Origin of the sequence: Ruania albidiflava DSM 18029 (assembly GCF_000421225.1) — a bacterium.
Taxonomy (GTDB): Bacteria; Actinomycetota; Actinomycetes; order Actinomycetales; family Beutenbergiaceae; genus Ruania; species Ruania albidiflava.
Window position 1 is genome coordinate 17,126 of sequence record NZ_ATWL01000019.1, and the last position, 12,974, is coordinate 30,099.

The following is a 12,974-nucleotide window of genomic DNA, read 5'->3' on the forward strand; positions in this document are numbered from 1 at the left end:
GGAGCATCTCTCGCCCGCTGGTGGACATGCGGCAGAGTGCTCGGGTCAGGTACAGCCCGACGGTGACCGTCAGACCGCATGTTCATGCTGACCGTATCGAAACTATCGTACCGGCGACACTGCACCGGACCGATGGGGAGCGACGTCATGGGCGTCGGGCAGCCTGCCGGGTCAGCTGCGGTACGCCGTCCAGAGCAGCTCGCTGCCGCGCCCGTCCGGTCCCGGCCCGAGCGTGCAGGTGCCGCCGTGGGCCTCGGCCCGAGCGGTGAGGTTCGCCAGCCCGGAGCGTCGGCTGCGGGTGCCCTCGGGCCCCGTGCCGTCATCACGGACCTGCACCGTGAGCTGCTCACCGGTCACGTGCACGCACACGTCGACGGCGGTCGCACCCGCGTGCCGGGCCGCGTTGGCGAATCCTTCGCGGACCACGGCCACGACGTCGTCGGTGAGCTCTGCGCCGAGACGTTCTTCCAGGTCGGGGTCGTCGGCCAGGGGCCCCTCGACCCGCAGCGTAGGGGCGAACCGAAGCCCGATCCGGGCCAGCGACTGCTCCCGTTCCAGCCGGACCCGCAGGGGAGAGTCCTGGCCGTCGGTGCGCAGCGTGCGCACGATCGACCGGATCTGCACGACCGCCTCGTCCACCCCGGCCAGTGCGCTCTCGAAGGCTGCCTGGGCTGCCGGGTCCGCTGTGGCCTGTGCGGCCGAACGCAGCTGCAGCTCCGTGGCGAACAGCTGCTGGATGGCCAGGTCGTGCAGGTCGCGGGCGATCCGGCCACGCTCGGCGAGCAGGGCGGCCAGGTCCTCGGCCTGCCGGGACTCGGCGAGGGTGAGCGCGAGCGCCGCCTGCCGGGCGATCGACTCGGCGATCGCCAGCTCGTTCTCGGTGAACTCCGGGGCGTCCTTGTGCCGCAGCAGGATGAACACCCCCAGGCTGCGGCCCGCGGCCACCAGCGGTGCGTACAGCGAGGGGCCGTACCGACCGAACTCCGGCACGCGGAGCGTGCGCGCCCGGGCGAAAGAGTCCACGATGATGCCGTGCTGCTCGGCCAGCACCGACATGGCGCGGCCGGCCGGGGGCATCACGATCCCGATCAGGTCACCGACCGGGTCGCCGTCGGCGAACTCGATCACCCAGTCCTCGCCCACCCCGGGCAGCACGATCACCGCCGTGTCCGCCCGGGCCACCTGCCGCACCCGGGCGGCGATCAGCGCCAGGGACTCCTCCACATCGGTGCCGGAGAGCAGGTCGGTGGTGATCTCCTGACCCACGGCCAACCAGCGTTCCCGGGTGCGGGCGGCGTCGTAGAGCCGGGCATTCTGCACCGCGATCGCGGCTGCACCGGCCAGCAGCCGCACCTGGTGGGTCTCCTCGGCGGTGAACGGGCGGTCCCGGCCGGCCAGGGACAGCGTGCCGTAGCTGCCCTCCTGCCCGCGTACCGGGACCTCCAGGCCCACCCCGCCGGGCCGGTCCCGCCCTGGTGCCTGGTTGCCGTCGGTATCGACGAACGTCTCCACCTCACCAGAGGGCTCCAGCACGGCGATGGCCGCATAGTCGGCGCCGGTCAGCTCGACCGCGGCGTCGACGAGGCTGCGCAGCATGTCCCGGGTGTCCAGGTGCGAGGTGACTGCCAGCACCGCATCGAGTACCGGCGAGCTCATCGAGGGAGCCTCAGCGGTGCGACCGGCGCTCGGCCAACCACACGTCCAGTCCAGCGTTCGCCTCCGTGCGCCAGGTCAGGACCTCCCGCGCCCAGCGGGGGTAGAGCCAGCGGGGGACCGGCAGGAACGCCAGGATGAAGTACACGCCGGGCAGAGCCAGCAGGATGATGATCAGGAAACCGCCGATCGCCGTCGCCGTCGGCGAGTCCAGCGCCGCCATCAGCGCGATGCTGAGCATGATCAGACCGAACGTGGGTGCCCCCAGCAGGACGCACCGCTCCAGCATCCAGTCGCCGCGGAGGTTGAGCGGCATCCAGAACCGGGCCGCCTTCGAGCGCCCGCGCCGTGCCCAGATCGTCCCACCGAGCAGCGCCAGCCCGACAGCCGCCACGAGCAGGGAGGGCAGGTGTCCGGAAAGCATGGCACCAGTCTGCCAGCGGGCCCGCAGAGCCGGTGCAGGCACGCTGCTGGTCGGACGCGAGGTTGCGCACGGGAACCGTCCTTCGAGAGTGCTGTCGTCCCACCGTAGGCCGCGCCGCGGAGGTGTTTTCCGGGACGTAGGTCCCACTCTCGACGGCGGTACCCGCCGTGGTGCTGCCCCGCAGCGGGCGGGGGTGCGCCGGCCAGCGCCGGGGCGGCGCGCCGCTGGCTTGCCGGTGCAGACGGCCCCGCTGTGCGATACTGCTACCGGTGACCGGCGCGTCCGTACCTGCCGGTATCACCCAGCGACATCAGCAAAGGTAGTTGGGGTTGCGGAACACGCGCCGCCGAGAGGCTCGGCGCGGTCCGGGACCGACCACCCGGCGAACGGGCCCACATGGTTCGTGATGACGCTGGCAGAGGGTCGACGCGAGCACTCGCGAGGCCGGAGCACAACGACTTTGTGAACATCAGGCCCACCAAGGGTCACGAGACTGCCTCCGAGCACCAGGTGGGTATGGCTGGGGCACGGTGGCACCCGGGAGCATCCCCGTGTCAGAAGAACAGAACACCGAATCCACCGACGCAGCGCAGGAAGCCCAGGCGCAGGAGCCGCAGGCCGCGCAGCAGCGCAAGCCCCGCCGGGCCCGGCGGGCCACCGCTCCGGTGACCGCCCCGGCACCGGTGGAGCAGGAGGAGCCGGCTAGCAGTGCGGGGGGCGCGCCGGCACCGGTGGAGACCGAACCGGTGGCCGCCACCGAGCCGGCACCGGTGGAGACGCCGGTCAAGGAAGCCGCCGCATCGGCGCGCCCCGCGCGCAGGCGCCGCACCACCAGCCCCCGCCGGGCCACCAGTGCCACCGTCGCCGAGGCGGACGCTGCCCGGAGGGAGGACGCCGAGGAAGGCACGGCCCAGGAGGAGCAGCGGCACCAGGTCGAGGAGGAGACCACCGAGCCGGCGGGCTCGGACGCGACCTCATCGGCCAGGGCGCCGAAGCGGTCCCGCCGCAGCACGCAGAAGACCGAGCTGGCGGAGGCGTCGCCCACTCTGGATGTCTTCGCCGCCTTCGGTGTGCAGCCGGGTACTGAGGAGGAGCCCGAGGAACCTGCCGACGAGGTGCAGATCGACATCGACCTTCCCGACCGGGACTCGACCGATCCCGACGGTCACGCAGAGGACGAGGAGGACAGCGACGAGGACGAGACCGCCGAGGAGGACAGCTCGCCCCGTCTCCCGGCCACCGCACTGCTGTTCCAGGCCCCGGAGATCGCCGGGTCCCGCCGTCGCCCTCCGACAGCAGAACCCGACAGCGAGACCGCCGAGAGCTTGGCTGAGCAGGATGCGGACCACGTCGAGGACGAGGCCTCCAGCGGTGTCTCCAGCGATGACTCGGGGCAGTCCGGCGGAGGCAAGCGCCGGCGCCGCCGAGGCGGCCGCGGCCGCCGGAAGGGGTCCGGTGGCTCGAGCAACGCGGACACCGGCACCGAGAGCGGTCGGTCGGAGGAGAAGCCAGGCACCGACGACTCGTCGAGCAGCGAGTCGGGCAGCAACGACGCAGACGACGGCAAGAAGTCGTCCACACCGGGGGAGTCCGGACCGGACAACGCTGGCGGAACGGACAACAACGGCAACAACAACGGCAACGGGAACGGTTCTGGCGAGTCCGGGGGAAGCTCGCGGCGTCGGCGCCGCCGTCGCGGTGGCCGCTCCCGAGGGGACAACGGCGGCTCCGGTGACGAGGTCACCGCGCTGAAGGGTTCGACGCGGCTGGAGGCCAAGCGGCAGCGTCGCAAGGAGGGGCGGAACGCTACCCGGCGCCGGTCCATCATCACGGAGGCCGAGTTCCTCGCCCGCCGGGAGTCGGTGGAGCGGAAGATGGTGGTGCGCTCCATGGAGGGCCGCACCCAGATCGCCGTGCTCGAGGACGACGTGCTCGTCGAGCACTATGTCGCGCGCAAGTCCCAGACCTCGATGGTCGGCAACGTCTACCTCGGCCGGGTGCAGAACGTGCTGCCCTCGATGGAGGCCGCGTTCGTGGACCTCGGCAAGGGGCGCAACGCCGTCCTGTACGCCGGCGAGGTGAACTGGGACGCCGCCGGCCTGGAGGGGCAGCCGCGCCGCATCGAGGAGGCGCTGCACTCCGGAGACTCGATCCTGGTGCAGGTCACCAAGGACCCGATCGGGCACAAGGGTGCCCGCCTCACCGCGCAGGTCACCCTCGCCGGCCGGTACCTGGTGCTGGTGCCCTCTGGTGCGATGACCGGGATCTCCCGCAAGCTGCCGGACACCGAGCGGGCGCGCCTGAAGAAGCTTCTCAAGGAGATCGTCCCGGACGGGCAGGGTGTCATCGTGCGCACCGCCGCCGAGGGCGCGAGCGAGGAGGAGCTGCGCCGGGACGTGCAGCGGCTGTCCAAGCAGTGGGACGACATCCAGACCAAGGTGAACCGCAAGTCCACCAGCGCTCCCACGCTGCTCAAGGGTGAGCCGGAGCTGGCCACCCGGGTGGTGCGGGACGTCTTCAGCGAGGACTTCACCTCCTTGACCGTTTCCGGTGTGGAGGCCTGGCGGACGATCTCCGGCTACATCCAGACCGTCGCGCCCGACCTGACCGAACGGATCCACCAGTGGACCGAGGAGAAGGACGTCTTCGCTGCCTACCGGATCGACGAGCAGCTTGCCAAGGCCTTGGACCGCAAGGTCTTCCTGCCCTCCGGCGGTTCCCTGGTGATCGACCGGACCGAGGCGATGACCGTCGTCGACGTGAACACCGGTAAGTTCACCGGCTCCGGCGGCACGTTGGAGGAGACCGTCACCCGCAACAACCTGGAAGCTGCTGAGGAGATCGTCCGCCAGCTGAGGTTGCGGGACATCGGTGGCATCATCGTCATCGACTTCATCGACATGGTGCTCGAGGCGAACCGGGACCTGGTGCTGCGACGGCTCACCGAGTGCCTGGGCCGGGACCGCACCCGCCACCAGGTGGCGGAGGTGACGTCCCTCGGCCTGGTGCAGATGACCCGCAAACGGGTCGGTCAGGGCCTGGTGGAAGCGTTCAGCGAGCCCTGCGAGCACTGCCACGGACGCGGGCTCATCGTGCACCCCGAACCGGTGGAGTCGCGCTCCGGCGGGGCCGACGCTGGCGGCTCCGACGGCTCCCGTTCTCGTCGGCGGAAGAACAAGAGCGAACAGAACAAGCCGGCACCGGTCGAGCCGGAGGTCGATGACGCGCAGCGGGAGCAGGTGAAGGCGACCCTGGCCACCATCGCTGCTGCGGCCGCGCACGCCCACGGCAGTGCCGAGGAGGCGAAGACCGCAGTGGGTGCGGCCGACGCCAAGGACGCTGCGGGCGCGAAGGACGAGAATGTGACGGCGACCGCAGACCCGACCGAGACGGCCGGCAGCACGAGCGGCGGTGACGCCACGAGTGCCGGCAGTGCGGACGCAGGGCAGGCATCCTCCGGGACCGACGAGACGGCCGGGGACCAGGCGAGCACCGGTACGCGCTGACCTCTCGGCGGCTCGGTGCGTGCCCGCACCGGCCCCCGCCGCCTGTGCTGAGTGCCTCCGGTCAGGTGGTGCGGGACAGCAGCCGCTGCCACAGGGAGCGCGCCGCTGCCGGCACCACCGCCACTGCGGCCAGCACCAGCAGCGCGAGCGTGGCCAAGGGGTTGCCTGCCAGTGTGAACGGAACCACGGTCAGGCACCAGAACATGAGGATCACCATCCCGCGGGTCGGCGGGCCGCTGTGCACCCGCTGCGCCTGCGGGGTGCGGTCGTCGAAGACGTCCGCGCCGCCCTCCAGTCGCTCAGCCTGAGCATCTGCCACGGTCAGCCCCGCGGCCTCGGCAAAACCGGCGAGCGGGGCGAGGTCCCCACCGGGTGCCCACTGCTCGATCGGCAGCACGAACTGCCATCGCCCACCCTGGTCGACCAGTGCGACCGCCCACGGCTGCCCGCCGTCGAGGAGACGATGCACCGCCACGATGCCCAGGTGCGGATCCCACGGACCTGCGGCCCACGCCAGGTGGCCATACGGTCCGCGCACACCGATGTCCGTGCCGTCGAACAGCAGGGCCGCGCGGCCGGCGAAGCGGCGGGTCCCGCCCGGGTAGCGGCCGGGTCGGTACACCGCTGTCATCGGTCGCCGACTGCGGTCCCGCAGGTGCACCCAGGCCCACCAGAGCCACGGTTCGCTCACCGCCACCGCGGACCACAGCAGGCACAGCTGCGCCCACAGGGTCCCGCTGAACAGGTACGCACTGCCCAGCCCGCCGATCCAGATGGCCGCTGGAGCGGCCGACCGCACCACCGAGTTGATCGGAGAGGCGGGTCCGGTGTCCTTGCGCCAGAACTTCATCCGCTGCAACCTGCGGTTGTACGCGGCGGCAGGCTTGGTGGCACCGCCCCGGTAGGGCTGGTGGTGCGGCCCCGGCCGCAGCAGGCGCACCAGCTCGCGTGGCTGGTAGCCAGGAGTACCCGGAGGTGTGGGGCTGGCTGCCCGCAGGGTGCCGGTCAGGGCAGGGTGGATCGGTGGGTGCATCACACCCCGGCGGACCGGAACACCGAGCACTGCGGCCCCGTCCACGATGCCCGTTGCCTGCAGGCCCCACACGAGCCGGTCCCGGGCCGCCTGCGGGTGGTCCCCCGGGGTGGTGGCCACCTGCTGGCCGACCTGCAGCCAGGGTTGGTTGAGCCAGTCCGCCACGGCGATGGCGCCAAGGCTGTAGCCGTCTGCATCGCACAGGTGCACAGCGCCCAGCTCGTCCTGCAGTGGCAGCTGCGCATACCGTTCTGCCACGTCATAGCCACTCAGCACCGCCCGCGGAGAGGGTGGCGCGACGTGCATCAGCGCGGCGACCGGTCGGTCTGCTCCGATGACGACCGTGGCCTCGGCCGTGGTGATCTCTACCCGACCTGGCACGAAGAGCAGGCGGGCGAGGTGCGCCCAGCGTGCCTGCGGGTGGGCGCGGGGCCCGCTGCGCAGCTCCACCCGGGCAGAGGAGCCAGCAGGGGCAGGCATCGCGGGTCGCTCGAAGTCCCACACCGCAGCGGTGAACATCGACACCACCGCCTCGGTCCGCGCGGCGAACTCCGCCACCGCCGCCGCCAGCATCACCCGCCGCAGGCCGGTGCCGAAGGTGGCCTGTCCCTGGGCAAGGGCGTCGACTGCGCCGGTCAGGTGCGCAAGCAGCGGCGTGATCGCGCCTTCGAAGCCGTAGACCGCCTCGTCGGCGAGGCGGACCGGCTCCGAGCCCACCCAGACGTCCTCCAGCATCGGCGCCTCCGCCCAGGAGGGCACCGTGGTCGAGGCCAGCACAGCGGCCTCCTGCACCGACAAGGTCCAGGTGCGCAGCACCGATGCGGCGTACCAGGCGGCTCGGCGTGCCGGGTGGAACTGCTCGGCCAGCTGCTGCTGGTCGCCGGGCAGCAGCTCCAACAGCTCGTTGATCGCCCGGTGCGCAGCCTCCGCCCGAGCGCTCGCCTGCGCGAACGGGTCGCCCGGCTGGGCCAGCAGCATGAGCGTGGCCGTGGTCGGGTACTGGGGCGGTGCAGGCCGGGACGAGGACATCGAGCCCCACGCTAGCGGCCCGCCACAGCCTCCAGCGGCAGGCACGATGGGGAGTTGAGTCCGATGCAGCACCGGCCGGGACGCGTGCGCCGCACCAGTTGTTGACCCCACCTCCCGATGCTAGCGTCGAAGAACCATACCCGTCCCGCCGCGGCGGGACGCCAAGGCATCGATCGTGCGGACTGTCACGGTCGAGCGACGTTTGCCCAGCCGCCTCGGTCCGCCGTCACTGCGGGTCGAGTCCGGCTCGGAACTGGCCCGCGCCCTCACAAAGATGATGAAGGAGCAGAACAAATGCCAGGTAACAGGGCAGTCGCATACAAGGGCCCGCACCAGGTCGAGGTGCAGGACATCCCCTATCCGGAGTTCGAGCTGAAGGACGGTCCGGGTGTCAACCCGGCCAACGTCGGACGCAAGGTCCCGCACGGGGTGATCCTGAAGACGGTCGCGACCAACATCTGCGGGTCGGACCAGCACATGGTCCGTGGGCGGACCACCGCACCGGTGGACCTCGTCCTCGGTCACGAGATCACCGGTGAGGTGATCGAGCTCGGGTCGGACGTGGAGACGCTAGAGGTCGGTGACATCGTCTCGGTGCCGTTCAACATCGCCTGCGGGCGGTGCAAGAACTGCAAGGAGCGCAAGACCGGCGTGTGCCTGAACGTCAACCCGGACGGGTACGGCAGCGCCTACGGGTACGTGGACATGGGCGGCTGGGTCGGCGGACAGGCCGAGTACGTGCTGGTGCCGTACGCGGACTTCAACGCGCTGAAGTTCCCCGACAAGGACCAGGCGCTGGAGAAGATGCTGGACCTGACCATGCTCTCGGACATCTTCCCCACCGGGTTCCACGGCTGCGTCAGCGCCGGGGTGGGCGTCGGGTCCACTGTGTACATCGCCGGTGCCGGACCGGTCGGGCTGGCCGCTGCGACCAGCGCCTTCCTGCTCGGTGCCGCAGTGGTGATCGTCGGCGACATGAACGCCAAGCGGTTGGAGAAGGCGGCCGCCTTCGGCTGCGAGACCATCGACCTGACCAAGGGTGAGCCGGGCGAGCAGATCGAGCAGATCCTTGGCGTGCCCGAGGTGGAGTGCGCGGTCGACGCGGTCGGCTTCGAGGCTCGCGGGCACGGCGGCGACGCCGGTACGGAGAAGCCGGCCACCGTGCTGAACTCGTTGATGGACATCACCGGATCCGGCGGGTCGCTGGGCATCATCGGCCTGTACGTGACCGGTGACCCGGGTGCCAGCGACGAGGCGGCGAAGAAGGGTTCGCTGTCCCTGAGCCTGGGCACCGGCTGGGCCAAGTCGTTGGCGTTCGTCACCGGTCAGTGCCCGGTGATGAAGTACCACCGCGGGCTGATGAACGCGATCCTGCACGACCGGGTGAACATCGCGAAGAACGTGAACGCCACGGTGATCGGCCTGGACGAGGCGCCGCAGGGCTATGCCGACTTCGACTCCGGGACGGCGGTGAAGTACGTGCTCGACCCGAACGGGTACCTCTGAGCACTGCGAACCACGCGCGGTGGCTGACTAGGGCAGCCGCCGCGCGTCCAGGCGTTCCTCGCTGACCGTCGGTCACCGCCCGTCTCGGCGCCGAAGGAGAGCCAGGTCACGCTGTGGTGGTTTGCCCCACATGCCCACACTCGCGTAATCTTGGACGGCGGTGCCTCAGTAGCACCGTTACCCGTGCGCGCTCCAGGGCGCGGCCGCATGTCTGCGGCCGCCGCCGTCTCGATGTGAGCGACCGGGTGCCCAGACCGATGCGAGCGACAGAGATGAGCAAGAACGTGGTGTACGCGATCGTCAAGGCCGGCGGCCGTCAGGAGAAGGTGTCCGTCGGCGACATCGTCGTCGTGGACCGGGTCTCCACCGACGCCGGTGACTCCGTCCAGCTCGAGCCCGTTCTGCTGGTCGACGGCGACACGGTGACCTCCGAGGCCGATGCGCTGGCGAAGGTGTCCGTGACCGCCGAGGTGGTGCGGGACGAGAAGGGGCCGAAGATCTCCATCGTCAAGTACAAGAACAAGACCGGCTACCGCAAGCGGCAGGGTCACCGCCAGCAGCTGACCCGGCTGAAGGTCACCGCCATCGGCTGAGGTCACCGGCACCTCGGCATCCAGCTTCTACAGACGAAAGGGCCACCACCATGGCAACGAAGAAGGGCGCCAGCTCATCCAAGAACGGGCGCGACTCCAACGCGCAGCGGCTCGGTGTCAAGCGCTTCGGCGGCGAGACCGTGAAGGCCGGCGAGATCCTCGTCCGCCAGCGGGGCACCCACTTCCACCCGGGTAGCAACGTGGGCCGCGGCGGGGACGACACCCTGTTCGCGCTCGAGGCCGGATCGGTGCAGTTCGGCAACCGGCGCGGCCGCCGGATCGTGGACGTCGTCCTGGCCGACGCCTGATCCCACAGACCTCCGGCGGGGGCGCAGCGGCGAACGTCGCTGGGCCCCCGCCGTCTTTTTCTCAGGGTGGCCACCGCGTCGGCCGCAGCACACCAGCGGCTGGCGGGGCGCACACCCCAGCGGAGGGAACCAAGGAATGACCAGCTTCGTCGACCGGGTCGTCCTGCACGCGCGGGGCGGGGACGGCGGCAACGGTTGTGCCTCCGTGCGGCGGGAGAAGTTCAAGCCCCTGGGCGGGCCGGACGGAGCCAACGGCGGCTCCGGTGGGGACGTGGTGCTGGTCGTCGACCCGCAGACCACCACGCTGCTGGACTATCATCACGCCCCGCACCGGCGGGCCACCAGCGGCACCCAGGGGATGGGGGACATGCGCACCGGCCGCAACGGCGACGACCTGGAGCTGTTGGTCCCGGACGGCACCGTGGTCAAGGACACCCATGGCACCGTGCTGGCCGACCTGGTCGGTGCCGGCACCTCCTTCGTGGCCGCCGAGGGTGGCCGCGGCGGTCTGGGCAACGCTGCGCTGGCCTCTCCGCGGCGCAAGGCCCCCGGGTTCGCGCTGCTCGGTGAGCCCGGCCAGGAACGGGACCTGGTGCTGGAGCTGAAGACGGTCGCGGACGTGGCCCTGGTGGGCTACCCGAGTGCGGGGAAGTCGTCGCTCATCGCCGCACTTTCCGCGGCGCGGCCGAAGATCGCCGACTACCCGTTCACCACGCTGGTACCCAACCTCGGAGTGGTGCAGGCCGGCTCGGCACGGTTCACCGTGGCGGACGTGCCCGGTCTGATCCCCGGCGCCAGCGAAGGTCGGGGCCTGGGTCTGGAGTTCCTCCGGCACATCGAACGCTGCGCGGTGATCGTGCACGTGCTCGACTGCGCCACCCTGGAACCCGGTCGGGACCCGATCAGCGACCTGGAGGTGATCCAGGCCGAGCTGGCCGCCTATGCCGACGCGCTGGCGGACACCGGGATCGCCGGGGGGCGGCTGCCGCTGACGCAGCGCCCCCAGCTGGTGGCGCTGAACAAGATCGACGTGCCCGAGGCGCGCGACCTGGCCGAGCTGGTCCGACCCGAGCTGGAGCAGCGCGGGCTGCGGGTATTCGAGATCTCGACGGCGGCCCACGAGGGGCTCCGGCCGCTCACCTTCGCGCTGGCCGAGCTGGTCACAGCGGCTCGCGCCGCCGAACCGGCCCCGGAGCCGACCCGGATCGTGATCCGCCCAGCAGCCGTGGACGACGCCGGGTTCACCATCACCAGGCGACAGACCGACCACGTCTACTACCTGGTGCGTGGTGACAAGCCGGAACGGTGGGTGCGGCAGACCGACTTCGCCAACGACGAGGCAGTCGGCTACCTGGCCGACCGGCTGGCCCGGCTCGGTGTGGAGGAAGGGCTGTTCGCCGCCGGTGCGCAGGCTGGCGACGAGGTGGTGATCGGCGACGGCCCGGACGGGGTGGTCTTCGACTGGGAGCCGACGATGACCACCGGTGCTGAGCACCTGGTCGGACCCCGTGGCAGCGACGCGCGCCTGGAGGACCGCAGCCGACCCACCCGGGCGGAGAAACGGGAGCAGTTCCACCAGCGGATGGACGCCAAGGCCGCAGCCCGGCAGGAGCTGTGGGCAGAGGACGAGGACCGGCGGTCGTGACGCCGGCGCTGCAGGACCGCGCTGCGCTCACCGACCCCGCACGCGCCCACCGGCTGGTGGTCAAGGTCGGGTCGTCCTCGCTCACCGATGCCGCCGGACGGCTGGACGTGGTCAAGCTCACCCGGCTGGTGGACGTGCTTGCCCGCCGGATCGAGGCAGGCAGCCAGGTGACGCTGGTCTCCTCTGGTGCGATCGCCTCCGCGCTGACCGTGCTCGGCCTGTCCGGCCGGCCACGCGAGCTGTCCATGGCGCAGGCGGCCGCCTCGGTGGGGCAAGGGTTGCTGATGGCGCACTACACCCGCGCGTTCGCCACCCACAAGCTGCACGTGGGACAGGTGCTGCTCACGGTGGAGGACGTGATCCGGCGCAGCCACTACCGGAACGCTCAGAGCGCGCTGAACCGTCTCCTCGACCTCGGTGTGGTGCCGGTGGTGAACGAGAACGACACCGTCGCCACCCATGAGATCCGGTTCGGGGACAACGACCGGCTCGCCGCCCTCGTCTCGCACCTGACCCGCGCGGACGTGCTGCTGCTGCTCACCGACGTGGACGCCCTCTACGACGGCCCACCATCACGGCCGGGCAGCGCCCGGGTACCGCTGGTGACCGGGCCGGAGGACCTGGACGGACTGGAGATCACCGCTCCCGGCTCGCGCGTGGGCACCGGGGGGATGGTCACCAAGGTGGAGGCCGCCCGGATCGCCACGGGTTCGGGCATCCCGGTGCTGCTGACCAGCGCGGAGAACGCTGCCGCAGCTCTGCAGGGCGCGGATGTGGGCACCTGGTTCGCGCCGACCGGGCGTCGGATCCGCACCCGGCGGCTGTGGCTCGCGCACGCAGCACACACCCGCGGCCAGGTGATCCTGGACGATGGTGCGGTGCGGGCAATCACCGTGGGAAAGAAGTCGCTGCTGGCGGCCGGGGTGACCGGGGTGCACGGCGAGTTCGAGGTGGGCGACCCGGTGGACCTGGTGGACACCCGAGGGGTGGTCGTGGCCCGCGGGCTGGTGGCCTACTCCGCGGACGAGCTCCCCACCCGCATGGGCCGGACCTCGGCCCAGCTGCGGGAGAGCTTCGGCGACGGCAACGACCGGGAGGTGGTGCACCGTGACGACCTGGTCGCCGTGCACCAGCCCCGCCAGCAGATGGGGACCTCTCCCTCTCCGTGATCCGCCGCCGAGGTGGCAGGATGGCGACCGTGCGAACGCTGCGGCCGACCCGGCCGGGCGGTACTGGACTGCTCGTGCGAAGGGGAGGCGGATGAGGGCGAGGCGCCC

At 71.2% G+C, this 12,974-nt stretch carries 9 protein-coding genes; 6 read left to right on the forward strand and 3 right to left on the reverse strand.

Translation table 11 applies throughout. The features are described 5' to 3' along the window. Positions 1-171 precede the first annotated feature (171 nt). Both K338_RS0116440 and K338_RS0116445 read right to left on the reverse strand, forming a co-directional pair. Positions 172-1,656, reverse strand: a complete 1,485-nt coding sequence (locus K338_RS0116440; protein WP_022919258.1) for a sensor histidine kinase — start codon at positions 1,654-1,656, stop codon at positions 172-174. A 10-nt stretch (positions 1,657-1,666) separates the two neighbouring features. After that, a complete protein-coding gene (locus K338_RS0116445) occupies positions 1,667-2,077 on the reverse strand; it encodes a hypothetical protein (RefSeq protein ID WP_022919259.1) in 411 nt (136 codons plus the stop codon). A 551-nt stretch (positions 2,078-2,628) separates the two neighbouring features. Between K338_RS0116445 and K338_RS23450 the strand changes: the two genes are divergently transcribed. Continuing rightward, positions 2,629-5,583 (forward strand): Rne/Rng family ribonuclease, encoded by a 2,955-nt coding sequence (locus K338_RS23450; RefSeq protein ID WP_051154931.1) that lies wholly within the window; start codon positions 2,629-2,631, stop codon positions 5,581-5,583. Between the two features lie 61 nt (positions 5,584-5,644). Here K338_RS23450 and K338_RS0116455 read toward each other — a convergent pair whose 3' ends face one another. Beyond that, the gene (locus K338_RS0116455) at positions 5,645-7,645 is read right to left on the reverse strand and encodes a hypothetical protein (RefSeq protein WP_027286951.1); all 2,001 of its coding nucleotides are present in this window, start codon (positions 7,643-7,645) and stop codon (positions 5,645-5,647) included. A 294-nt stretch (positions 7,646-7,939) separates the two neighbouring features. Between K338_RS0116455 and fdhA the strand changes: the two genes are divergently transcribed. From fdhA to proB, 5 genes are all read left to right on the forward strand, one after another. Further along, positions 7,940-9,151, forward strand: coding sequence for a formaldehyde dehydrogenase, glutathione-independent (gene fdhA / locus K338_RS0116460; protein WP_022919260.1), 1,212 nt, complete (start codon positions 7,940-7,942; stop codon positions 9,149-9,151). A 272-nt stretch (positions 9,152-9,423) separates the two neighbouring features. Then, positions 9,424-9,744 carry a 50S ribosomal protein L21 gene (rplU, locus tag K338_RS0116465; protein WP_022919261.1) on the forward strand — a complete coding sequence of 107 codons (321 nt, stop codon included), beginning with the start codon at positions 9,424-9,426 and terminating at the stop codon, positions 9,742-9,744. Between the two features lie 50 nt (positions 9,745-9,794). After that, positions 9,795-10,052, forward strand: a complete 258-nt coding sequence (gene rpmA / locus K338_RS0116470) for a 50S ribosomal protein L27 (RefSeq protein ID WP_022919262.1) — start codon at positions 9,795-9,797, stop codon at positions 10,050-10,052. Between the two features lie 136 nt (positions 10,053-10,188). After that, positions 10,189-11,697, forward strand: coding sequence for a GTPase ObgE (gene obgE, locus K338_RS0116475; protein WP_022919263.1), 1,509 nt, complete (start codon positions 10,189-10,191; stop codon positions 11,695-11,697). Further along, positions 11,694-12,866, forward strand: coding sequence for a glutamate 5-kinase (gene proB / locus K338_RS0116480; protein ID WP_022919264.1), 1,173 nt, complete (start codon positions 11,694-11,696; stop codon positions 12,864-12,866). Before obgE ends, proB begins: the two co-directional genes overlap by 4 nt. Positions 12,867-12,974: the final 108 nt, after the last annotated feature.